The 21,922-nt window shown below is 68.9% G+C and carries 22 protein-coding genes; 6 read left to right on the top strand and 16 right to left on the bottom strand.

All coding sequences use genetic code 11. The features are described 5' to 3' along the window. The first annotated feature begins 9 nt into the window (after positions 1–9). Complete coding sequence (locus tag G6N64_RS07180) at positions 10–312, top strand: hypothetical protein (protein ID WP_163796251.1); 303 nt, start codon at positions 10–12, stop codon at positions 310–312. Here the strand turns inward: G6N64_RS07180 and G6N64_RS07175 are convergent. From G6N64_RS07175 to fadD5, 14 genes are all read right to left on the bottom strand, one after another. Next, on the bottom strand, positions 309–986 hold the full coding sequence (locus G6N64_RS07175; protein WP_163796250.1) for a YoaK family protein: 678 nt from the start codon (positions 984–986) through the stop codon (positions 309–311). The genes G6N64_RS07180 and G6N64_RS07175 overlap by 4 nt on opposite strands. A gap of 19 nt (positions 987–1,005) precedes the next feature. After that, entirely contained in the window at positions 1,006–2,109 is a 1,104-nt protein-coding gene (locus tag G6N64_RS30605; protein WP_163796249.1) for a mammalian cell entry protein, read from the bottom strand. Beyond that, positions 2,076–2,636 (bottom strand): Rv1363c family protein, encoded by a 561-nt coding sequence (locus tag G6N64_RS07165; protein ID WP_163796248.1) that lies wholly within the window; start codon positions 2,634–2,636, stop codon positions 2,076–2,078. Before G6N64_RS07165 ends, G6N64_RS30605 begins: the two co-directional genes overlap by 34 nt. After that, a complete protein-coding gene (locus G6N64_RS07160; protein ID WP_163796247.1) occupies positions 2,633–3,610 on the bottom strand; it encodes an RDD family protein in 978 nt (325 codons plus the stop codon). The genes G6N64_RS07165 and G6N64_RS07160 overlap by 4 nt, the downstream gene beginning before the upstream one ends. Further along, positions 3,607–4,248 (bottom strand): Rv1363c family protein, encoded by a 642-nt coding sequence (locus G6N64_RS07155; protein ID WP_163796246.1) that lies wholly within the window; start codon positions 4,246–4,248, stop codon positions 3,607–3,609. Before G6N64_RS07155 ends, G6N64_RS07160 begins: the two co-directional genes overlap by 4 nt. Continuing rightward, complete coding sequence (locus G6N64_RS07150) at positions 4,218–5,774, bottom strand: MCE family protein (protein WP_163796245.1); 1,557 nt, start codon at positions 5,772–5,774, stop codon at positions 4,218–4,220. Before G6N64_RS07150 ends, G6N64_RS07155 begins: the two co-directional genes overlap by 31 nt. A 3-nt stretch (positions 5,775–5,777) precedes the next feature. Continuing rightward, entirely contained in the window at positions 5,778–6,938 is a 1,161-nt protein-coding gene (locus tag G6N64_RS07145; RefSeq protein ID WP_163796244.1) for a virulence factor Mce family protein, read from the bottom strand. After that, the gene (locus G6N64_RS07140) at positions 6,938–8,572 is read right to left on the bottom strand and encodes a virulence factor Mce family protein (protein ID WP_163796243.1); all 1,635 of its coding nucleotides are present in this window, start codon (positions 8,570–8,572) and stop codon (positions 6,938–6,940) included. Before G6N64_RS07140 ends, G6N64_RS07145 begins: the two co-directional genes overlap by 1 nt. A 12-nt stretch (positions 8,573–8,584) precedes the next feature. After that, positions 8,585–10,192: an MCE family protein gene (locus G6N64_RS07135; protein ID WP_163796242.1), complete on the bottom strand. Its 1,608-nt coding sequence runs from the start codon at positions 10,190–10,192 to the stop codon at positions 8,585–8,587. After that, positions 10,189–11,220 (bottom strand): virulence factor Mce family protein, encoded by a 1,032-nt coding sequence (locus tag G6N64_RS07130; protein ID WP_163796241.1) that lies wholly within the window; start codon positions 11,218–11,220, stop codon positions 10,189–10,191. Before G6N64_RS07130 ends, G6N64_RS07135 begins: the two co-directional genes overlap by 4 nt. Beyond that, positions 11,217–12,449, bottom strand: a complete 1,233-nt coding sequence (locus tag G6N64_RS07125) for an MCE family protein (protein WP_163796240.1) — start codon at positions 12,447–12,449, stop codon at positions 11,217–11,219. Before G6N64_RS07125 ends, G6N64_RS07130 begins: the two co-directional genes overlap by 4 nt. Before the next feature lie 4 nt (positions 12,450–12,453). Continuing rightward, positions 12,454–13,323 carry an MlaE family ABC transporter permease gene (locus G6N64_RS07120; RefSeq protein ID WP_163796239.1) on the bottom strand — a complete coding sequence of 290 codons (870 nt, stop codon included), beginning with the start codon at positions 13,321–13,323 and terminating at the stop codon, positions 12,454–12,456. A 1-nt stretch (position 13,324) separates the two neighbouring features. Continuing rightward, positions 13,325–14,125: an MlaE family ABC transporter permease gene (locus G6N64_RS07115; protein ID WP_163796238.1), complete on the bottom strand. Its 801-nt coding sequence runs from the start codon at positions 14,123–14,125 to the stop codon at positions 13,325–13,327. Between the two features lie 224 nt (positions 14,126–14,349). Continuing rightward, positions 14,350–16,008, bottom strand: a complete 1,659-nt coding sequence (gene fadD5, locus G6N64_RS07110; RefSeq protein ID WP_163796237.1) for a fatty-acid--CoA ligase FadD5 — start codon at positions 16,006–16,008, stop codon at positions 14,350–14,352. Positions 16,009–16,141: 133 nt separating this feature from the next. Between fadD5 and G6N64_RS07105 the strand changes: the two genes are divergently transcribed. Then, entirely contained in the window at positions 16,142–16,819 is a 678-nt protein-coding gene (locus G6N64_RS07105) for a GntR family transcriptional regulator (protein ID WP_197748371.1), read from the top strand. Positions 16,820–16,897: 78 nt separating this feature from the next. On the opposite strand, the gene G6N64_RS07100 is transcribed toward G6N64_RS07105, so the two are convergent. Further along, a complete protein-coding gene (locus G6N64_RS07100) occupies positions 16,898–17,338 on the bottom strand; it encodes an SRPBCC family protein (protein ID WP_163796235.1) in 441 nt (146 codons plus the stop codon). Between the two features lie 42 nt (positions 17,339–17,380). Between G6N64_RS07100 and G6N64_RS07095 the strand changes: the two genes are divergently transcribed. After that, positions 17,381–18,322, top strand: coding sequence for a D-2-hydroxyacid dehydrogenase family protein (locus G6N64_RS07095; protein WP_163796234.1), 942 nt, complete (start codon positions 17,381–17,383; stop codon positions 18,320–18,322). Here the strand turns inward: G6N64_RS07095 and G6N64_RS07090 are convergent, their stop codons facing one another. Further along, positions 18,323–18,769: an acyl-CoA thioesterase gene (locus tag G6N64_RS07090; protein WP_163796233.1), complete on the bottom strand. Its 447-nt coding sequence runs from the start codon at positions 18,767–18,769 to the stop codon at positions 18,323–18,325. A gap of 115 nt (positions 18,770–18,884) precedes the next feature. On the opposite strand from G6N64_RS07090, the gene G6N64_RS07085 reads away from it, so the two are divergent. From G6N64_RS07085 to G6N64_RS07075, 3 genes are all read left to right on the top strand, one after another. Continuing rightward, the gene (locus G6N64_RS07085; protein WP_163796232.1) at positions 18,885–19,982 is read left to right on the top strand and encodes an alcohol dehydrogenase catalytic domain-containing protein; all 1,098 of its coding nucleotides are present in this window, start codon (positions 18,885–18,887) and stop codon (positions 19,980–19,982) included. 95 nt (positions 19,983–20,077) lie between these two features. After that, a complete protein-coding gene (locus tag G6N64_RS07080) occupies positions 20,078–21,199 on the top strand; it encodes an L-talarate/galactarate dehydratase (protein WP_163796231.1) in 1,122 nt (373 codons plus the stop codon). A 38-nt stretch (positions 21,200–21,237) separates the two neighbouring features. Continuing rightward, a complete protein-coding gene (locus G6N64_RS07075; RefSeq protein WP_163796230.1) occupies positions 21,238–21,921 on the top strand; it encodes a FadR/GntR family transcriptional regulator in 684 nt (227 codons plus the stop codon). Position 21,922: the final 1 nt, after the last annotated feature.

Raw genomic sequence — 21,922 nt, 5'->3', positions numbered from 1 at the left:
CCGCCGGGGATGCCGATCCTCGCGCTGCTCCTCCTGCGGCGGCTGGTACCGCGGCGGGTCGACCAGACGAGGCGGCGACTGCGACTCGTGCTGACCCTGTGGCGCCTGGCGCCACCGCCGGTGCGATCGGTCGTGCACCGGCTGACGAGTGGACGTGTGGGCTTCGTGACCGGAATGGCCCTCGGCGCCATCGGGTCTCGGGCCGGAAGCCGGCTGCTCCGCCGTCGGTCCCGCCGCAAGCCGGCCACCCTCGCGCTGGCGGCCGGCGCCGCACTGCTCGTCGTGTTCCTGGTGGCGGCGCAGTACCTCTAGGGGTTCTCGGAAGCCGGGCCGAACCAGAACACCGCCGCGCTGGCCGCGACCACCAGGGCCGCGAGGCCGATGATGGGTGCCACCACGAAGCGGGTCAGCGTCGCGCCGAGCGCCGCGCCGCCCAGCATCGTCGCGACCACCCCGTAGCGGAGCTTCTCCCGATGCCCGGTCCCGCCGGCCAACCGGCTGTCGGATCCGAGACCCACGATCGTCGACGTCAGCACCGTCGTACTCAGTTCCTGGATGCCGAACTGGCGGGCCGTCGCATTCTGGCTGCCGAACGTCACTGCCAGACCGGCGATCAGGATGAGCTTCCCGTTGTCGTGATACTCCAGCACGCCCGCGCCCGCGAGTAGGGCGAGCGTCGTCAGCGCGAGGACCTCCACGCTCAACGCGACCACCAGCCAGTGGCGCACGTCGGTGTCGAGGTGCCTCGCCAACCGACCACCCAGCACGGTGCCCGCCAGGAAGCTGACGAAGGCGACGACCGCGGCCAACATGTCGACGCCCGAGTGCGGCACGAACCAGAACCCTAGGAAGATCACGTTGCCCGTCATGTTCGCGACGAAGACGTGCCCGAGCACCAGCACGCTGACCGCGTCCACCAGTCCCGTCGCGAACGTCAGCAGCAGCAGCGCCGTGACCGTCGCCGGATGTGAGACAGGGGACTTCATTGCCGACCGCCGCCGGGGCCTACAGTCGCGGCGTCAGGTCCAGGGACGTGACGGCCGTCATCCTGGTGATCAGCCACTCTTTTCCCTTGCGCTCCAACGAGAGTCGGTAGGACAGGTAGCGCAGCGACGGGATGCCCTTGGTCACGGGGCTCGTCGCCACCGAGTTGGTGTAGACCAGAGCCGTTGCCTCCGTAGGGGTCAACGACTCGACCGCTGCGCCGAGCACCTCCGTGGCATTGCTGACCTGAGCCTGCTTGTTCGGCTCGACGATCGAGTCGATGTACCGCCGGTAGTCGGCGGCGAAGTCGCCGCCCAGGTACTTCGCCGCACGGTCGGGCAGCCTGTCCATGTCCTCGGGCGTGTAGGTCCACAGCGTCGTGATCGCATCGGCGGAGATCTCCGCGATCTCGAACTTCGTGTGCACCTCGGCGCGATCGGCGAGGTAGGGCTGCAGCGTCGCACCCGCGAAGGACGCGGCTCCGACGAACACCACACCTGCCGCGACCGCGGCGACCTTCAGTCCGCGGGGCGCCGTGCGGTGGGGCACCAGGACCGGCTCGGCGACGGGATCGTCGGAGTCGTCGGTCAGCTCGGTTTCTGCGGCGCCCTCCGGCCGATCGTCGTCGGGGACGTCGGCCTGCTCGGCGACGGGCTCGGGCGTGTCGACCGGTTCGGACACCGGTTCCACTGTCTCGGTGGAGGTTTCGACGGCGTTGGCGGGCTCGGCAACAGGAGCCTCGGGAACGGCGACCGCCGAGGTGTCGGTCTTCGCGCGCCGCCACGGGAAGCGGCGTCGGGCCGGCGGCGCGACGGCGGCGGCGGGCTCGGGTTCCGGGTCTGGGTCCGTCGTAGCCGAGGGTTCCGCGACGGGTTCGGACTCGGTCTCGACGACGGCCTCCGGCTCGGCCGCGACCTCAGGCGTCGACTCGACCGGTGCTGCCGTACTCGGTTCCGCGGCAGCCCGTTCCACAGCAGCGGCCGGCTCGTCCGTCGCCACGTCGTCGGTCGACGGGGCGGGGTCGCGGGGTTTCTGGCGCGGAAGCCGGTGCCGCCTGGCCGACTTGCCCTCGGGGACCGCGGCGCGAGCGGTCAGATCACCTGAATCAGCTGGCTGATCTTCCACTGCTGTCCCTCCTCGATCGTCGTCGCCACCCAGCGGCTCGCGCTCTCGACCGTGGGCCGGCCGTCACGTCCCGGCGTCGTGACGTTGGCGGCGACCAGGATCTGCGCGCTGCCGTCGTCGTTCCACCGCTGCACGCCGGCGTCCAGCACGGACCCGGTCGTGGGCTCGGCACGAGCCACCTGAATGGTGATCTCGTTCATCTTCTCCTTGAACGACGTCTCGAAGTCGCCGGTCGCCTGCCGATAGATGTTCTCGGTGTACTCGTTGGCGTGGAACGGATCGAGCGACGTGTACTCGATCATGAACGTCCGCACGTAGCCGAGAGCCGCCACGTCGCGCAGATCGGTGCGGCGCTGACTCTCGTGTCCCACCAGCATGAAGACGCTGCCTGCGATGGCGGCGACGGCGAGCAGCGTCGACACCACGCCGGTCAGGGCCAGGCCCCACCGGCGCGGCGGCCTCGGGGTGACGACCGGCTGGGTGAAGTAGTCGCGCTCGGCGGCGTCGACCTTGCGACGGGGGCTCATCCGCCCGCCTCGCTCGCGGTGGGCTTCTTCAGGACGATGAGGCTGTTGACCAGCCACCGATCGCCTGACTTCTGGAACTCGACCCGCACCGTCGCGGAGATGAACTTGAGCGACTTGGGGTCGGTGCCGCGCTGACCCTGCAGCGCCAGCAGCATCGTCGCCTTCTCCGGCGTCACCGGCGGGTCCGACAGCACGGCGCTGTTGGTCGACCAGTACTCGTTGGTGGTCGCGCCGCCCTTCTCGACGAGCTGCTGCTGGGCGGCCAACAGCGGCCGGTAGGCCTCGGTGGCGAGGTCCAGGGAGCGGGCGAAGTCCGGCTGCATGGTCGCGGCGCCGTAGCTCAGCATCTGCTCGACCATCCGCGGCCCCTCCGCGGCGATCTGGGTGCGTGCCGCCTCGACCGCGCGATCGTGCTTGTAGACGACCAGGTAGGCCAGGCCGCTACCCGCCACGCAGAGCAGCGCCGCCACCAGCAGGACGATGCCTGCCGGCCTGCGGACGTCGCGCTGCGGCGGAGCCACCCGACGTGCCTCGGTACGAGCGAGCAGGTCGGCGAACGTTCGGTTCCGGCTGTCCCACAGCGGCCACAGCCATCCGATGAACAGCGCGAGGGTGTCCAGCACGTGCGCGAGGTCGCGCAGCAGGAGGCGGACGCTGCCGGCCGGCGCGCCCGAGCGGGTGACGACCCGAATCCCGAACAGCGACCGGCCCAGGCTCCACCCGGTGATCGACGGGAGGGCCCACCGGTTCATCGCCGCAGCGACGAGGGCCAGCGCCGCGGTGACGGTGAGGATCCACCACAGCCATCCCCAGAGCGGGGTGGTGAACGCGAGCAGCGCCATCGTCGCGACGACCGCCGCCGCGGGCAGCACGTCGACGGCCAGCGCCCCGGCCCGCGCGGCCCAGCCGGCGTAGTGGACGTCCTGCGACTCGGTGGTCGAGGCGGTGCGGTCGGCGTCGAGAACGGCGGTCACGACGTGACCTGTTCCAGCTTGGCGATCTTGTAGGTGCCGTCCTCGGGGACCATCTGCACCCGCAGGCGGTAGCCCTGCTCCTGGTCGGCGACCTGGAGGTTGCTCACCTTGATGCGCATCGCGACGAGCACGTCGATCGAGCCGTCGTCGTTGTGGCCCTCGACGGCGGTCCGCATCTCGGTGACCTGGACCTTCACGGCCGCGGCCTGGTACGCCTCGGCGATGATGCCGCTGTACAGGGCCGCCTGGGTGCCGAAGTCGCCGGTGGAGCAGTTGACGATCTTGGCCTGGCTGGCGCTCATGACCGCGGTGTCGGGCGCCTGGGTCGCCGTCACGCAGTCCTTCGCGGCGGCGATGGCCGCCTCGTCGGCCTGTGCGAGTGCCTTGCTCTGGTCGTGCCAGTTGAGGGCGAAGTAGCCGCCCACTCCCACGCCTGCCGCCGCGAGGACAAGGACCGCTGCGATCGCGGCGACCCACGTGCGGCCGAACCTCTCCGGCCGGCGCAGTGACGCCTCGTCTGGGTAACCGACGATCGGGTCCTGGTCCTGCGGTGTCTCCGCAGACGCCGTCAACGGCTGGTCAATGCTGTCCTGCGCATCGGTGGGGTTCAGCCGGCCGGAGCCAGCATCCTCTTCCATCCGTCGTCTCCTGGATTGCTCGAGTTGTCGACGGAGTACTTGACGCCGTCGGGTCCGACCACCTCACCGCTCGACGGGTTGTAGACCGCAGACGGACCTGATGCCGGAGTGTAGATGCACGGGTTGGGCTGCTGTCCACTGCAGCTGACGCTGCCCTGGCCAGGTGCGGTCAGCGGGTCGCTGATCGGCGTCTGGGACTGCGACGGTGGCAGCTTGTTCGCGGGCAACGGGTTCATGCCGTTGTTCACCGACGGTGCGGGGACGACGTAGCCGGGCTTGACCGGCTGATCGCACCGCGCGCCCGCTGCCGGACAGGTCAGGACCTGGTTGGGATCGCCGTACCAGGGGTTGGTGCCCGCCGGGGTGTACGGCTCGTTGCTGCGGCACTCGGTCGGCGTCGCCGCGCGCTTGCCAGGAACGTCGACACACGGGTAGTTGCGCGCACCACGAACGGCGTTGCCCTGGAAGTCCTTCGGGATCTTGCAGTAAACGTCGCTCGGGATCTCCGCGGTCGTGGTGTCGGCCGGCGAGCGCCACTGCGACGCCGGCAAGAAGCCGGTGTAGCAGGGCGGCGGCTGGTTGATCGACAGCGCCAGGGGCAGCAGCGCCTGACCCGGGAAGATCGTGCCCATTTGGCCCACGGCCCCCGCCTGTGGGAATGCCACGAGCAGCTGCTCGACGCCCTTGTTGTTGCGCTTGAGCAGATCGGCCACGATGGCCACGTTCGCCAGCGTCTGCGGCAGCGAGTCCTTCACGTCGGTGAAGAATTCGCTCACCTCGTCGGCCGTGGGCGCCGCCTGCTGCAGGCCGGTGCGCAGGGCCGCATCCTGCTCGGCCGTCTGCGCCGCGATCACGTCGAGGTTGTTGGCCCACTGCTGAATGGAGTCACCCGACTGCACCTGACTGTCCAGGATGGGTGCTGCGTTGTTGATGATGTCGGTGACCTGCGGCAGGTTCTCCTTCAGACCCTGCGCGATGTTCGTCGTCGAGTCCACCAGTCGCTGCAGCGCAGGGCCGAGGCCGCCCACCGCGAGCGAGGTCTCGGTGAGCAGCGAGTCGATCTTCTCCTTGGGCAGCACCGCGAGACCCTTGTTGGCGGCGTCGAGCGCGGGGCCGACCTCGCTGGGCACCGTGCTCTTGGTGATCGTCGCGCCACTCGACAGGTACTGGCCCGTACTGCCGTCGGGTGCGACCAGGTCCAGGTACTGCTCACCGATCGCCGACACCGAGTGCACGTTCGCCGACGTATCCGCCGGGATCCTGTACTGGCTGTCGATGCTCATCGTGGCCCGGGCACCGTTCTCGGTGGGCACCACGTCGGTGACCTTGCCGATGGTGGTGCCGCGGTACGTCACGTTGGCCGTGGCGTACAGCCCGCCCGAGCGCGGCAGGTCGGCCTTCAGCTCGTACTGGCCGATGCCCACCAGGCTCGGGATGCGCAGGTAGTACCACCCCAGCACGATCAACGCGATGAGCGTGAGGATCGTGAACAGGATCAGCTGGATCTTGATGAAACGTGTCAGCACCGCTCACTCACCCCTTTCGACGAGTGGTCCACCCGGCACCGAGTGCGGATTGGGCGTGAATCGAACGTCCGGGACCATCGTCGCCGGGTCGCGGCCCCACGACTGCTCGAGTGCGCGCAGTGCGCCCGAGAAGCCCGTACCCGACAGCAGTCCGTTGTCGACCGACGACAGGGTCAGGTCGACGTTCAGCGAGACGTTGATGTAGTCGCCGCGCACCGCCTTGTCCGCCGATTCGATCGGGAACGGCGCGGTCAGCATGAACTTCAGCGCGCCGATCAGGTACGGCGACGCCTTGCCCAGCTGCTTCAGCGGACGCTGCAGGCTCTGCAGGTTGGTGTTCAGGTCACCGCTGATCGGTGCCAGCGCGTCGTCGGCCGCCCTGCTGATCCGGCCCAGCGACACCACGGCGTCGCCGAACAGGTCGCGGGTGTCCGCGAAGTGCTTGATCAGCGGCGGGAACTCGGTGAGCACCCGGTCGAGGGTGTCGTTGCGCTGCGCGACGACCGACAGCAGCCGGTTGGTCGAGTCGATCGCCCGGGTGATGTCCTCGCGCTGCTCGTTGAGCTGGGCGGTGAACGTGTCCAACCGGCCGAGGAACTCGCGGATCTGGTCGCCGCGGCCCGTCAGCAGGTTGTTCAGCTCGGTCTGGATGACCTCGAGGTTCGGGATGCCACCACCGGTGAGGATGGTGCCGATGCTGGCCAGCGTCCGCTCAGTGGTCGGGAAGGCCGACGACCGATCGAGCGGGATCGTGTCGCCGCTCTTGAGTTCGCCCTGGGGATCCCGGGGCGAGTCAAGCTGGATGTGCTGGCTGCCCAGGAGGCTGGTCTGGCCGATCGCTGCCGTCGCGTTCTCCGGCAGTTCGACGCCCGGTTCGACGTCGAGCGTCAGGGTCGCAACCCAGTTCTTCAACTCGATGGACCGCACGCTGCCGACGAACACGTCGGCCACCCGCACCCGGCTGTTCACGTTCAGCGCCAAGGTATCCGGCATCTGCACGTAGATCGTCATGCCCTTGGACCCGCCCGGGCCGCCCGGAAGCGGCACGTTGGCGATGCCCTGCCAACCGCACGACGTCAGGACGACGGCGGCGGCCGACAGCACTCCGGCGCGCTTGGCCAACCGGCGCACGTTGGGAACCTTCAACGACTTGGTCACCTTCATCAGGGTCCTGCCTCTGCCGGCAACGGAGGTCCTGCCGGCGCCGGCGCCGCGACGGGCGCCGGAGCGGCCGTCGGTGCCATTGCCGACAGCGGGTCACCGGCGACGACGCCCGGTGCGGGGCCCGGCGGCGGACCCGGCTGCGGGTACCACGGCGGGGGCAGCGGGTTGTTCTGGTCGAACGCGTTGGGCGGACCGGGCAGGTTGCCGTCGCGCGTCGTTCCGAACGCGGGCGGCGCAGGAGGTATCGCGGAGTCCGCGCCACCCATCAGCGTCGCCAGCGAGTCCGGCGTGAGCATGTTGGCCGTGAACGGCTGCACCTCGACGCCCTGCATGCCCGGCGCCACCACCCATCCGGGTTCGTGGTTGCCGTGGGAGAACAGAGTGTCCCGGGAGAAGATGCCGGGCACCGTCGTGTCCTTGTATCCCGCCGGCGGCTGCAGTCGCGGATCGGAGTACGCGATCTGCTTCGGCAGCGTGAGTGCGGAGCTGAACTGGTTCAGCCCGAACGGCAGGAAGTTGAACTTGATCGCGTCGAGGATCGGCGCGAGGTACTGCGCGCAGAGCTCGGCGGACTCCTGGTAGCCGAGTCGGCTGCCGGCCTGGATCGAGCTGCAGATGAACTCCATCGGGTTGGCGAAGTTGCCGATCACCGGGATGGCTGTGACGCCACCGGGGACGGGCGGCGCGATGTTCAGCGCGTTGGCCGCGAGATTGGGGAACACGTGCAGGCCGGTCTCGAGGCCCTTGAACGGCTCGGGCTGCAGGATCGCGTTCGTCGCCTCGGCGAGGTTGTCGACGTCCTTGGCCAGCACTCCACCGTTCTCGTCGAAGAACTGGCGGGTGTTGGTGAACAGGACGTTGAGGTCCCGGACGGCGTCGGCCACTTCGCGGTCGGTGTTCGTGAACGCACCGGTGAACTGGGCGAGGTTGTCGTTCAGGGAGACGAACTGCTGGTCGCTCTTGTAGAGGGCGTTGACGAACAGCGCCAGGCTCTTGATGACGGCGAACAGGTCACCGCGGCCCTGGTTCAGGGTCGACAGCGCCTCGGAGAGGTTGTTCAGCGTCGTGTTGATCTGCTGGCCCTTGCCCTGGAGACCGTCCGCGAACGACTCGATGACGTCGCCGAACGGCCCCTTGGGCTGCTCCGGCGTGGGGCCGAGGTCGGTGAGGATGCGCTCGACGGCGTTGCGCAGGTCGTCGTACTCGACCGGCACCTGGGTGCGCTCGAGCGGAATGACCGCGTCGTTCTCCATGACCGGGCCGCCGGTGTAGGGCGGGGACAGCTGGACGGTGCGCGACGCGACGAGGCTCGGGTTCAGGATCGAGGCGTTGGCATCCTTGGGGACCTTGTACTTGCTCTCGTAGTGGAAGGTGACCTTCGTCCGGCTACCTTCCGGCTCGATCGAATCGATCTGCCCGACGCGGACACCCATGATCTGAACTCGGTCGCCCGGGTACAGGGCCAGCGCCTGCGGGAAGTAGGCCACCACGGTGTTCGTGGTCAGCCGCTTGTAGAGACCCCAGCCGAGGAAGGCCAGCACGATCGCCACGACCACGACGATGGTGCCGATGATGACCGTCGCCCTGGACAGGGCGGGCAGCTTCATGTTCCTGACGTTGAAGATCGTCGACATGTCAGAGGCCTCCTATCCCGTTACCTGTGAGCCGGGCGGCAGGAACGGCGGGTTGCCCGGAAGTGGTGGTGTGCCGACGGGTGGGAGCTGCTGTCCCGGTCCCGGCGGAGGCGGCGGCCCCGTGAGCGCCGGAGGCAGCGGCGACGTGCCGTCACCCTGCAGCGACCCCGGTGCGATGTACGGGTCCGACGGGCCCGGCGTGACCGGTACCGTGCGCGCCCCGGGCTGACCGGGATCGAACGGCGCGGGCGGGATGCCCTGGACCGGCGGCGAGTACTCGCCGGGGAACGCGGCGCTGGGGACGCCGGGTGCCGGCGGGGGCGCATCCGGGTTCGGCGGCAGTCCGAGGACGTTGGGCGGACCATAGTTGTTGGCGCCGTACGGGTTCGGGCCGAACGGACCGTTCGGTGCCTGGGTGCAGGGCAGCGGGTTGGCCGGCGTCGGGAAGTTGCCTGCGGCCGGTGCGTACGAGCACGGCGAGCCGGCGATGACGGCCGGGCCGGGGTTCTCGGGCGTGCCCTCGAGCGGCGTCGGCGCCGGCGGCGGCGCACCGTTGTCGAAGCGCTGGCCGTTGGGGTCCGGGTACCGGAACTCGGGCAGGCCCGCGTTGCGCCAGAACTCCTCGGGGTTGATCCCGCGCTTCTTGAACGCGGCGTCCACCCACGGCTGGATGATCTGGTACGGGAGGATGTTGATCAGGATGACCTTGAAGTAGGGGCCCGACGCCAAGGCCTCGCCGAGCGCCGTCGCCACCTTGCTGACGTTGCTCAGGACGTCCATGAGGTCGAACTTCCGCGCGACGAGGGTGTCGCTGATGGTGCGGAGCTGCTCCAGCACGCGGTTGAGGTTCGGGTTGTCCTTGGTGAAGCCCGCCACCTGCTGTGAGAAACCGGCAACCCGCTCCAGCAGGGCGTTGACCGCCGAGGCGCGCTCGTTGATCGCCGCGAGCAGGGTCCGCGAGTTGACCAGTAGTTCGTTGATCTGGCCGCCGCGGTTGCCGAGTACGCCGGCGATCTTGTTGGCGTTGGCCAGCAGCTTCTGGATGTCCTCGTCGCGCTTGCCGATCGTGTCCGAGAACCGCGCGACACCGTCGAGTGCTGCGCTGAGGTTCGGGTACGTCTGGTCGATCGTCTCCGTCAGGACGTTGAGCGATTCCTTCAAGGTCTTGGTGTCGACCCCGGATCCCGCCTTGGCCAAGTCGGAGAACGCGTCGTAGATCTGGTACGGCGTCGTCGTCTGGTCGATCGGCAGCGTCGCGTTCGGCTTGAGCGCCGTCGATCCGCGGGGCTCGATCTCCAGGTTCTTGCGACCCAGGATGGTGTCGGTGCGGATCGCGGCACGGCTTTCGGTGCCGATCCTGGTGCCGTTGAGCGTGTAGCTCAACTCGACCTTGTCGCCGTCGATGCCGGTGGTCTTGATCTCGCCGACGTCGACGCCGGCGATGCGGACCTTGTCACCGGGGTTGATGCCCGCGGTGTCGGCGAACTGCGCGTAGAACACCGGCTGTGCCCAGATCATCGGCACGTTGGCGAAGCTCTGCCCCACGCCGATGACGAGCACCAGGATGAGGATGCCCTTCAGCCCGTTGCCGACTCTGTTGTCGCCCTCGAGGGTTCTCATTTCGGCGTGCACCTACCCGACGGCTGATTGGTGAGCTTGACGGTTCGTACCGGCCCGCCCGGCTGCAGACCGTTGAGGATCAGCGAGATGTCACAGGCGTAGAAGTTGAAGAAGTCGCCGTAAATGCCACCGGCGCGACCGAGGATCCGGACGGCCTGCGGGAACTTGACCAGCAGGTCGTTGAGTTCCTGATTCTGGTCGACGAGCGGCTGCTGGAGCACGTCGAGGTAGTTGGTCGTGTCCCGCAGCAGGGGACGGTTGTCCGCCAGGAGATCGGAGATGGTCCCCGCGGCGTCGCTGATGTCGGCCACTCCCTCGGCGATCGGGTCGGCGCGGTTCTTCAATCCGGTGACCAACTTCTCGAAGTTCTGGATGGTTTCGTCGAGCTGCACCTGGTGCTTGACCGTGGTGTCGAGGACGGTGTTCAGGTTCTTCACGACCTCGCCGATGGCCTGGTCGCGGTCGGCGAGCGCTGACGTCAACTGGGCGGTCTGGTTCAGGATGTCGTTGATGGTGCCGCCCTGGCCCTGGAAGATCGTGACGATCGCCTGGGTGATGTTGTTGACCTTGTCCGGCTCCAGGGAGCGGAACAGGGGGCGGAAGCCGCCGAGGAGCGCGTCGAGGTCCAGAGCGGGCTCGGTCCGCTCTATCGGGATGGTGCCGCCGGCGGGCAGACGCGTCTCGTCGTCACCGCGCTTCAACTCCAGGTACCGGTCACCGATCAGGTTGAGGTAGCGGATGGAAGCAGTGGTGCCCTGGAAGAGGGGCAGCGTCCGGTCGACGTCGAAGTCGACCTCGACACGGTTGCCGCCGGGGAGCAGTCGGACGTCGGAGACCTTCCCGACCTCGACGCCCGAGGCGCGGACGAACTGGCCGGACCGCAGACCGCTGGCGTTCTGGAAGACCGCCGTGTATCCGGAGGTGCGGTCGAAACGCATCTGGCCGAACACCACGATGATGAGGGCGGTGAACATGAGCAGCACCAATGACAGCGCGCCGAGTTTGATTGCCGTACCGGTGATTTTCATGGGTTGATCGTGTTCTCCCCGATCTGGCGTCCCCAGACGTACTCGATGGCGATGGGCTGACCCAGTTCGAAGTGGTTGTACGGGGCGATGCTGGCACCGGTGTCCATCACCAGGTACGGCGCGGGCCACAGGTCACGCGTGATGGGCTGCCAGCAGCCGGGCCGACCCTCGGGACCACCGCTCGCGTTCACGCGCGGCAGGTTGTCGGGGAAGACGTACGGGTTGGCCGCGCCGATGATCGAGGTGCGGGTGTTCAGCGAGTAGCCGTTGCCGCCACCGAACGCCGCACGTGCCTTCGGCTCGACGTCGTGGAAGTTGCGGATCGTGCAGAACAGCGCGGGGCTGTACTCGTCGAGGAGTGCCGTCGTCGGCAGTAGGTCCTTGACGGCGCGGGTCAGGTAGGGCCCGCCCTTCTCGAAGACCTCGCCGCCGGTGTTGCCGAAGCCGACGGCACCCATCAGCGCCTGGTCGACGTCGTCCTGCTGCTCGTTGAGGGTGCGGGCCGTGACGACGAAGTTCTCGAGCCCGTCGAACAGGGGGGACGCCGCTTCGGCGTACACGTCGTTGAAGCCGGTCAGCAGCTGGAAGTCGCGCTGGAGCTGCGGCAGCTGCGGATTGACGTCGGCGAGGATCTGGTTGCCGTCCTCGATCGACTTGCCGAACCGCTCGCCGAGCCCGTCGAGCGCCTGGGCCGTCGCGGTCAGCGTCTGGTTCAGCTTGATCGGGTCGACCTGCTGGGTGATCGAGACGATGGTCTCGAAGAGCGTGTTGAACTCGGTGGTCACCGCCGAGGCCTGGATCGGGGTCGAGCTGCTCATGCGCTCGGGGCTGGGGTTCTTCGGCGTCGAGAACGCGATGTACTTGTTGCCGAACACGGTGCTGGCCTTGATCTCCGCGTCCACGTTGCGGGGGATCAGGTTCACGAACTGCTTGTTGACGTCCAAGAGGACCTTGGCGCTGGGCGTGCCGCCGACGTCGACGGCCTCGACCTCGGTGACCCGGCCGATCTCGACGCCGTTGTAGGTGACCTTCGAGCCCGGATCCATCGACAGGCCCGAGCGCGCCGCGATCATCGTGAGCCGCTCGGGGTTGGCGAATCCGCCGCGGAACTGGACCCACACCAGTCCGCACACGATGGCGGCGACCAGCAGCAGGACCAGGCCGGCGATCTTGTAGGGCGGGGTCCTGGGCTTGTTGATCGGCAGCGCCGTCTGATCAGGTCTCGTCATCGCGCTACACCGTCAGGTTGAAGTTGGCGTTGGTGCCGTAGAGCGCCAACGATGCGAACAGGACGACGAGCACGATCGAGATCAGTGAGGCCCGCATCGCGCGGCCGACGGCCTCGCCGACGCCGACGGGGCCGCCGTTGGCGTAGAACCCGTAGTAGCAGTGGTTGATCATGACGATCACCGCGATGAGCACCGCCTGGACGAAGGACCAGGCCACGTCGTCGGGCCGCAGGAACGTCCGGAAGTAGTGCTCGTAGGTGCCGGTCGACTGGCCGTAGAAGAAGGTCGTGACGACCTGCGCGGACAGGAACGACATGATGATCGCCATCGCGTAGAGCGGGATGATGACCACGAAGCCGGCCAGCAGCCTGGTCGACACGAGGTAGCTGATGGACTTGATGCCCATGACCTCGAGCGCGTCGATCTCCTCGCTGATGCGCATGGCGCCCAGCTCGGCGGTCGCACCGGCGCCGACGGTGGCGGCGAGCGCCACGCCGGAGACCACGGGCGCGGCGATGCGGACGTTGACCAGTGCGGCGAAGAAGCCGGTGAAGGCCTCGACGCCGATGTTGCCCAGGGACGAGAAGCCCTGGATGGCGATCAGCGAGCCGCCCGACAGGGTGACGAAGCCGACGATCGCGACGGTGCCGCCGATGACGGCCATGGCGCCGGTGCCCATGCCGATCTCGGCGATGAGGCGCAGCACCTCCTTGCGGTAGAACCGCACGGCGTGGCCCATCGATCCGACGGCGGTGACGACGAACCAGGCGACGTGCCCGACGCTGTCGAGACCACGGGCCGGCGCAGCCGCGAGCCGCTCGCCGCGGGCGACGGCCCGGGGGAAGCGCTGGCGGACGACTGATGCTGTGGACACGTCAGCTCCCCGTTCCGAATTTGACGCCGATGGTGGTCATCACGACGTTGACCGCGAACAGCGCGATCACGCAGAGGACCAGCGTCTCGTTGACCGCGGTGCCGACGCCCTTGGCGCCGCCGGAGACGGTCAGGCCGCGGTAGCAGCCGACCAGTCCGGCGATGAGGCCGAAGGTCAGGGCCTTGATCACGGAGATGAGGACCTCGGGCAGGCCGGTGACCAGGGTCAGCGTCGAGACGTAGGCGCCTGCCGAGATGTTCTGGATGTAGACGCCGAAGACGAAGCCGCCGACGAGACCGATCGTGATCACTGCGCCGTTGAGGAGCAGTGCGACGAACGTGGAGGCGAGGACGCGGGGGACGACGAGGCGCTGGATCGGGTCGATGCCGAGCACCTCGAGGGCGTCGATCTCCTCGCGGATGGTGCGGGCCCCGATGTCGGCGCAGATCGCCGTCGACCCGGCGCCGGCGACCACGAGCACGGTTACCAGCGGACCGAGCTGGGTAACCGCACCGAGAGCTGCACCGGCACCCGAGATGTCGGCAGCACCGAACTCGGCGAGCAGGATGTTGAGGGTAAAGATGATGAGGACGGTCAGCGGGATGGCGACCGCGATCGTGGGCAGGAATGCCACCCGCATCAGGAACCAGCCCTGGAGGATGAACTCCCGCCACTGGAACGGGCCGCGGAACAGGGCCTTGGCCGTGAGGACGCACATCTTGACGAAGCCACCGACCGCCGTGAGGCCGGGCTTGATCTGGTCTCGCACGTAGTTGGCGAGACCCGGCTGCTGAGCGGTCACGCGTGGGCCTTCAGCCCGTGAAGGGCTGCGCTCCCGTAGCCGCTGCGGCGGACCATTGGAACCCGTCGCACTCGCCCTCCTCGCCGATACCCCGCGTGTGTGATGGCCATCTCCCTACTGGTTGGTAGTAAGACGGACCACAGGAGAGTACCCGATGCCCAGTGGCCGCTGCACCGCATCGGCAGTATTGGCCGCGCGGCCGCTGGCAAACTGATCATCACAGGTCAGGCCTCTCCGGTGGTGCCAGAATGCGTTGAGGCGGTGGAACTTTCGCGGGCGTCAATCGAGGGAGTCGCGCCGAAGCGCTGCCTCAGTTCCGTCTTCAAGACCTTGCCCGCGGGGTTGCGAGGCAGTGCCTCGACGACCTCGAGGGCCTTCGGATGCTTGTACCGGGCGAGGCGTTCGGTGAGGAAGTCGTCGAGATCTGCCAGTTCGAGCGATGCCGGTGCGGCGGCTCCGAGGGCGACGACCGCCACCGGAACCTCACCCCACTTGTCGTGGGCGCGGCCGATCACGGCGACCTCCGCGATCGACGGGTGGCCGGCGAGGACGTTCTCGACCTCGGCGCAGTAGATGTTCTCGCCGCCGGAGATGATCATGTCCTTCTTGCGGTCGACCACCCAGACGTAGCCCTCCTCGTCCTGGCGGACGAGGTCACCGGAGTGGAACCAGCCGCCGCGGAACGCCTCGGCCGTGGCGTCGGGGTTGTTCCAGTAGCCCGCCATCAGCGTCGGGGCGCGATAGACGATCTCGCCGACCTCGCCGACGGCGACGTCGTTCATGTCCTCGTCGACCACGCGCGCCGCGACCGTGGGGATGACCTTGCCCACCGAACCGAGCTTCCGGATGGCGTCGTCGCCGAGCAGCATGCACGTCACCGGGGACATCTCGGTCTGGCCGAACGCCGCGAGGATCTGGGAACCGGGGAAGGTGCTGGCCATGTCGCGCAGCAGAGTATCCGACGCCGGCGCGGCACCCCAGGACAGCGCACGTAGGTGGACCTCGCGTGGGTTCGCCCGCTGCGCCGCGCACACCGCCTGCCACTGCGCGGGCACGAGGAAGATGGCGGTCACCTTCTCCGCGGCGAGCACGTCGAGGAGTTCACCCGGGTCGAAGGCGCCGAGCGGATAGAGCACGGTCGGCCTGCCGAGGGCGAGGCCGACGATCATGTTGCCGATGCCGGCGATGTGGAACAGCGGGACGCCGATGAAGCCGACGTCGCGGTTCAGGTCGACGCCGATCGTGAACATGCTCGACATGCCCTGCAGCGCGATGTTGGTGTGGGTGAGGACGGCGCCCTTGGGTCTGCCGGTCGTGCCCGACGTGTACATGATCAGCGCGGCCGAGTCGTTGGGGACGTCCACCGGATCCGGCGCCGGTCCGTCCTCGCCGACGAGGTCCTCGTAGCCGAGCAGCCCGTCGTCGCCCGGTCCGCCCGCCACGACGACGGTGGCCAGCGAGGCGTCGAGGTCCCGGACGGCGGTGGCCACGCCGACCAGCACGGGCTCGGTGATCGCGACGCGGGCCTCGCAGTCGCTCACCAGGAAGGCGATCTCCGGCGGCGTCATGCGGAAGTTGACCGGCACGGCGATCGCGCCGAGCAGGTTGGTCGCGAGTATCGACTCGATGAACTCGGTGCGGTTCAGCATCAGGATCAGCACCCGGTCGCCGACGGCCACGCCGCGGCGGCCCAGTGCGCCCGCGAGTGCGACGACCCGCCGGTTCAGCTCGTCCCAGGTGGTGGTCCGGCCGAGGAAGCGCAGCGCCACGGCGTCGGGCTGCATCAGCGCGTGCCGGGCCAGCTGGTTCGTCCAGTTGTTCCGGCGGGCCAGGTACGGCTGCTCGGTCGGGCCGGCGGCGGGGTCGACGTGCGGGGAGGTCACCTGCCGAACCCCCTCGTCTTCGTCCTACGGCTTGCGCGCCGGTGATATTTGATCAAACATCGTGTTGCCCGGGTCACACTATGGTCTCGGCGGCCCGGGTACAAGCCCCCGCCAGTTCGCTCGGCAGAGATGGATCGACGTGAAGACAGCCGCCAGGACGCGCCGTCGCGAACAGCTGTCCGACGAGGTGGCGGCGCACCTCCGGATCGGCATCCTGACCGGCGCGCTGCGGCCCGGTACCTTCATCCGGCTCGACGAGACCGCGACCGAACTCGGCGTGAGCAACACCCCGGTGCGCGAGGCGCTGCGCACGCTGCGCGGTGAGGGGATGGTGCACCTCGAGCCGCATCGCGGGCACGTCGTCGCACCCTTCACCCGCGCCGACGTCGAAGACGTCTTCTGGTTGCAGTCCGTGATCGCCGACCGGCTCGTCCGCACGGCGACCCGGCGCATCACCGACGCCGAACTCGACGAACTCGACGGCCTCGTCGACCTCCTCTCCACCGGCGTCGAAACGCGCGACGCCGACCTGGTGATCGAGGCGGAGTTCGCCTTCTTCCGCACGTTGAACAGATCCGCCGGACGGATGAAGCTGGCGTGGTTCCTGTTGCACGCGAGCCGGTACCTGCCGTCCACGATGTACGCCGACGACGCCGAGTGGGGTGCGCAGGCGATACTCAAGAACCGGGCACTGGTCGCGGCGTTGCGCAGTCGCGACGAGACCGCCGTCGCGCACCTGACCGCGGATCAGTACGCCGACGGAGCCCGGCGCCTCACCGCGCGACTGGACGAACTCGGCCTCTGGCGCTGACCCCTTCTCGCCGAACGTTGGTTACCGCCACGCCGCGAGCGCGTTTAGGGGGACACGAGGTCACACTCGGCGAGGACGTCAGACCGCGCCGAGTTGCTCGGCGCGCGCCTTGAGGTTGTCGGCGAGGTGGTCGAGCGCGTCGTTGACGACCTTCTTCAGCATCATCGCGGGCACCGGCATCGTCGTCTCGACGTCGAGGTCGACGGTGAGCAGCGTGGTGGGCCCCATCTCGACGACCGAGAACACCTGCTCCTGCTTGGAGAACAGGTCGCCCTGCTGCATGACCGTCTGGATCTGGTTGGGCCCCGGGTAGTAGACGGCCTGGATGTACATGCCCTCCATCCCCTGCACGGACGTGTCGAGCCGGAGCTGGCTCGGCCGGCCGTCGTCGTAGCGCGCGAGGATCCAGCAGCCCTTGATCTCCTCGTTCCACTGGGGGTAGGCCTCGAAGTCCGCCACGATCCCCAGGATCGCCTGGGCCGACGCTGACACCTCGACGGTCTTGCTCACGATGGGCATCGGGCGAGCATATCGTCGCCTGGTGAGCACTCAGGAAGGCCGATGAGCCCGCGGGTCCGGGTGGCCGTTCTCGACGACTACCAGAACGTCGCACTGACCTCGGCGGACTGGTCGGCGGTCACCGCGCGCGCCGACGTGACCGTGTTCGACGACCACGTGGCCGATCCCGACGAGCTGGTGGACCGGCTGGCGCCGTTCGACGTGGTGTTCGTGATGCGCGAGCGAACCCCGTTGCCGCGCAACGTCCTCGAACGCCTGCCCCGGTTGCGGATGATCGCGTCGACGGGCCCGGCCAACGCGTCGATCGACATGGCGGCGACCGAGGAGTTGGGCATCCACGTCAGCGGGACGGGTGGCAGCGTCGCGTCGACGGTGGAACTGACCTGGGCGCTGATCCTCGCGGCCGCACGGAACCTCGTCGCCGAGAGCCGGTCCGTCGCCGACGGCGGCTGGCAGACCACGGTGGGCCGCGAACTCGACCGCCGCGTGCTCGGCGTCCTCGGGCTCGGCCGGATCGGATCGCGGATGGCCCGCATCGGGGCGGCCTTCGGTATGGACGTGGTCGCGTGGAGCCAGAACCTCACGCCGGACGCGGCGGCCGACGCCGGTGTCCGGTACCTGCCCCGCGACGAGTTCTTCGCGACGGCAGACGTGCTGACCGTGCACCTCAAGCTGAGCGAGCGGTCCCGGGGGCTGATCGGCGCGCCGGAACTCGATGCGATGAAACCGACTGCGCTGCTGATCAATACGTCGCGTGGGCCGATCGTCGACGAGGCCGCCCTGATCGACGCGCTCCGGTCGGGGTCGATCGCGGGTGCCGGCCTCGACGTCTTCGACACCGAACCGCTGCCCCCCGGCCACCCGCTGCGCACGCTGCCGAACGTCACGGCCACGCCGCACGTCGGCTACGTGGCCGACCGGCCCTACCGGATCTTCTTCCGCGACGGTGTCGCCGCGATCGCGGAGTGGCTCGACGGCCGCTGACTACTCCACGACCGCCGTCGCCAGCAGCGCCCGGATCGCGTCGGGGATCGGCACGGGCCGCCGGGTGGTCCGGTCGACGTACACGTGCACCCAGTGCCCCACCGCCGCAACGGGTGCCGCGTCGACGTCCGGCGCGAAGACCGACAGCCGGTACGTGACGCTGCTGGTGCCCAGCCGCGTGACGGCCAGGCCAACGACGAGCGGGTCCGGGAAGGCGAGTTCGGCGAAGTAGCGGCAGCCGGACTCGGCGACGACGCCCAGCCACGGCGCGGTCACGGGGTCGACGTCGGCGGTCGTGTTGATCCAGGCGTTGATCGCGGTGTCGAACAGCTCGTAGTAGACCGCGTTGTTGAGGTGGCCGAACATGTCGTTGTCGGTCCACCGCGTCAGCACCGGCCAGTGCACGGGGAAGTCTCGACTGGTCAGCGTGCGCTCCTCGACGGCCATGCCGCCAGTCTCTCAGGCCGCGAGTGGCCAGTTACGACGCGTATTGGGCACTCGAGCGCGCCGTAAGTGGCCACTCGCGCTGTCCCGGCGCGACCGGGCAGGGCAGGCTGGTGTCATGAAGATTCGTGGAGCCGTCCTCGAGAACATCGGATCGCCGCGTCGGTACGCCGAGTCCCGCCCGCTGGTGGTGTCCGACCTGGACCTCGCCCCGCCGGGTGACACCGAGATCCTGGTGCGCATCGAGGCGTCCGGCCTGTGTCACTCCGACCTGTCGGTGGTCGACGGCAACCGGGTGCGCCCGATCCCGATGCTGCTGGGGCACGAGGCCGCGGGCGTGGTCGAGGCCGTCGGCGCCGCGGTCACCGATCTGCCGGTGGGACGACGGGTGGTCATGACGTTCCTCCCGCGCTGCGGCGAGTGCGCGGGCTGCGCCACCGACGGGCTGGCACCGTGCGTGCCGGGCAGTGCGGCCAACGGCGCGGGCACGCTGCTGTCGGGCGACGTCCGGTTGACCCGCGACGGCGATCGGGTGCTGCACCACCTGGGCGTCTCCGCGTTCGCGACGCACGCGGTGGTCGACCGCCGCTCGGTGGTGCCCGTCGACGACGACGTGCCGCCCGTCGTCGCGTCCCTGCTGGGATGCGCGGTGCTCACCGGTGGCGGCGCGGTGCTCAACGCGGGCCATCCCCAGCCGGGGCAGACGGTGGCCGTCGTCGGCGCAGGCGGTGTCGGCATGGCGGCCATCCTGACCGCACTCGCGCACGACGACGTCCGCGTCGTGGCCGTCGACCGGCTGCCCGAGAAGTTGAACCGGACCCGCGAACTCGGTGCCCACGCCGCGGTGACGCCCGACGACATCGGCGACCTGAGGGCCGAGGTGGTGATCGAGGCCGTCGGCCATCCGGCGGCGCTGGAGACCGCCCTCGCGATCACGGCGCCGGGCGGTCGCACCATCACCGTCGGCCTGCCGCACCCCGACGCGCGAATCACCCTGTCGCCCTTGGCCTTGGTGGCCGAGGGGCGGACGCTGATCGGCAGCTATCTGGGTTCGGCGGTCCCCGCCCGCGACATCCCCAAGTTCGTCGACATGTGGCGGTCGGGCCGGCTGCCCGTGGAGCAACTGGTGTCGTCGACCATCACCCTCGATCAGATCAACGAGGGGATGGATCAGCTCGCCGACGGCAACGCCGTGCGCCAGATCATCGAGTTCTAAGGGCCCCGCCACCGGTGAACACCGTGGGCGACAGGGGGTTGTCATACGTCTCGCAACTTGTATGATGAGTTGAACACTTATCATAGGAGTCCTTGATGTCCGACCGCATCCGCCACCTCACCCTGTCGCACGTCGTGCTGCCGCTCGACAACCCCGTCAGCGACGCGAAGGTCCTCACCGGCCGCCAGAAGCCGCTGACGGAGACCGTGCTGCTGTTCGTCGAGGTGCTCACCGAGCAGGGCCTGACCGGCATGGGCTTCAGCTACTCGAAGCGGGCCGGCGGCAAGGCGCAGTACGCGCACCTCGCCGAGATCGCCGAGGTGGCGATCGGCCAGGATCCGTCCGACATCGACCGGATCTACCAGTCGCTGCTGTGGGCCGGAGCGTCGGTGGGACGGTCCGGGGTCGCCTCGCAGGCCATCGCCGCCCTCGACGTCGCGCTCTGGGACCTCAAGGCGCGCCGCGCCGACCTTCCGCTCGCCAAACTGATCGGCGCGCAACGAGATTCGTGCCGAGTGTACAACACCTCCGGCGGGTTCCTGCAGGCCTCCGTCGAGGAGATGAAGGAGAAGGCGAGCGCCTCCCTGGACTCCGGCATCGGCGGCATCAAGATCAAGGTCGGCCAGCCGGACTGGAAGAAGGATCTCGAGCGCGTGACCGCCATGCGCGAGCACCTCGGCGAGACCCCGCTGATGGTCGACGCGAACCAGCAGTGGGACCGCGCCCGCGCCCGCCGCATGTGCCGCGAACTCGAGAAGTTCGACCTGATCTGGATCGAGGAGCCGCTCGACGCGTGGGATGCCGTCGGCCACGCCGACCTCAGCCACGTCTTCGACACCCCGATCGCCACCGGCGAGATGCTGACCTCGGTGCCCGAGCACATGGCCCTGATCGACGCGGGCTACCGCGGCATCGTGCAGCCGGACGCCCCGCGCATCGGCGGCATCACCCCGTTCCTGCGCTTCGCGACCCTCGCCGCCCACGCCGGGCTGGCGCTGGCGCCGCACTACGCGATGGAGATCCACCTGCACCTGGCCGCCACGTACCCGACCGAGCCGTGGGTGGAGCACTTCGAATGGCTGAACCCACTCTTCAACGAGCGCATCGACATTCACGACGGCCGCATGTGGCTCGCGGAGCGCCCCGGGCTCGGCTTCACGCTGAGCGACCAGATGCGGGCGCGGACGGTGGAGACGGCGTCCTTCGGCAAGCCGTGACCGAGCCCCACCCGCGAGCGCGGTAGAGTCGCCCGACCGTGACGACGACGCTCGCCCAGAAGGTCGTCACCGGGCTGAAGGACAAGATCTTCGCCGGTGACCTGCCGCCCGGCCACAAGCTGCCCTCGGAAGCCGAGCTGATCGACGAGTTCGGGGTCTCCCGCACCGTCATCCGCGAGGCGGTGACGAGACTGCGGGCCGAGGGCCTCGTCGAGACCTTCCAGGGCCGCGGCTCGTTCGTACTCGCCGTGCCGGAGCCGACGTCGTTCACCGTCGAGTCGGCGGCGATCCGGACGCACGACGACGTCCTCGACATGGTCGACTTCCGCATCGGGATCGAATGCGAGGCAGCGGCCTTGGCGGCCGGCCGGGTCGACGACCGACAGCGTGCGGCCATCCGCTCGGCACTGGACGCCTTCACCGCGGCGGCCCCCGAGGACGCGGTCGAGGCGGACTTCCTGTTCCACCGTGCCGTGGCGGCCGCCAGCGGCAACCGGTTCTACCTCGAACTGCTCGACTCGCTGGGCCCGATGGTGATCATGCTGGCGCGCACCCGGCTCGGCGACCAGCACTCCCAGGCCGACGTCGCCCAGGCCGAGCGCCTGCGTCGCGAGCACGACGACGTCGCCGCCGCCGTGCTCGCCGGCGATCCGGACACCGCACGGGCCGCGATGCGCGTGCACCTGGGCAACACGCGCAGGCGCCTCGACACCGGGCACTGAC

Source organism: Mycolicibacterium sediminis (assembly GCF_010731735.1).
In the GTDB taxonomy this organism is placed as follows: Bacteria; Actinomycetota; Actinomycetes; order Mycobacteriales; family Mycobacteriaceae; genus Mycobacterium; species Mycobacterium sediminis.
Note: the sequence above shows the minus strand (reverse complement) of the source record. Positions and strands in the feature narration are given on the sequence as shown.

What these genes read in the sequence shown, in the direction of transcription:
- G6N64_RS07180 (WP_163796251.1), top strand. Translation starts at nt 10, where the DNA reads ATGCCGATCCTCGCGCTGCTCCTCCTGCGGCGGCTGGTACCGCGGCGG.
- G6N64_RS07175 (WP_163796250.1), bottom strand. Translation starts at nt 986, where the DNA reads ATGAAGTCCCCTGTCTCACATCCGGCGACGGTCACGGCGCTGCTGCTG.
- G6N64_RS07165 (WP_163796248.1), bottom strand. Translation starts at nt 2,636, where the DNA reads ATGAGCCCCCGTCGCAAGGTCGACGCCGCCGAGCGCGACTACTTCACC.
- G6N64_RS07155 (WP_163796246.1), bottom strand. Translation starts at nt 4,248, where the DNA reads ATGGAAGAGGATGCTGGCTCCGGCCGGCTGAACCCCACCGATGCGCAG.
- G6N64_RS07145 (WP_163796244.1), bottom strand. Translation starts at nt 6,938, where the DNA reads ATGAAGGTGACCAAGTCGTTGAAGGTTCCCAACGTGCGCCGGTTGGCC.
- G6N64_RS07140 (WP_163796243.1), bottom strand. Translation starts at nt 8,572, where the DNA reads ATGTCGACGATCTTCAACGTCAGGAACATGAAGCTGCCCGCCCTGTCC.
- G6N64_RS07135 (WP_163796242.1), bottom strand. Translation starts at nt 10,192, where the DNA reads ATGAGAACCCTCGAGGGCGACAACAGAGTCGGCAACGGGCTGAAGGGC.
- G6N64_RS07130 (WP_163796241.1), bottom strand. Translation starts at nt 11,220, where the DNA reads ATGAAAATCACCGGTACGGCAATCAAACTCGGCGCGCTGTCATTGGTG.
- G6N64_RS07125 (WP_163796240.1), bottom strand. Translation starts at nt 12,449, where the DNA reads ATGACGAGACCTGATCAGACGGCGCTGCCGATCAACAAGCCCAGGACC.
- G6N64_RS07100 (WP_163796235.1), bottom strand. Translation starts at nt 17,338, where the DNA reads ATGCCCATCGTGAGCAAGACCGTCGAGGTGTCAGCGTCGGCCCAGGCG.
- G6N64_RS07095 (WP_163796234.1), top strand. Translation starts at nt 17,381, where the DNA reads ATGAGCCCGCGGGTCCGGGTGGCCGTTCTCGACGACTACCAGAACGTC.
- G6N64_RS07090 (WP_163796233.1), bottom strand. Translation starts at nt 18,769, where the DNA reads ATGGCCGTCGAGGAGCGCACGCTGACCAGTCGAGACTTCCCCGTGCAC.
- G6N64_RS07085 (WP_163796232.1), top strand. Translation starts at nt 18,885, where the DNA reads ATGAAGATTCGTGGAGCCGTCCTCGAGAACATCGGATCGCCGCGTCGG.
- G6N64_RS07080 (WP_163796231.1), top strand. Translation starts at nt 20,078, where the DNA reads ATGTCCGACCGCATCCGCCACCTCACCCTGTCGCACGTCGTGCTGCCG.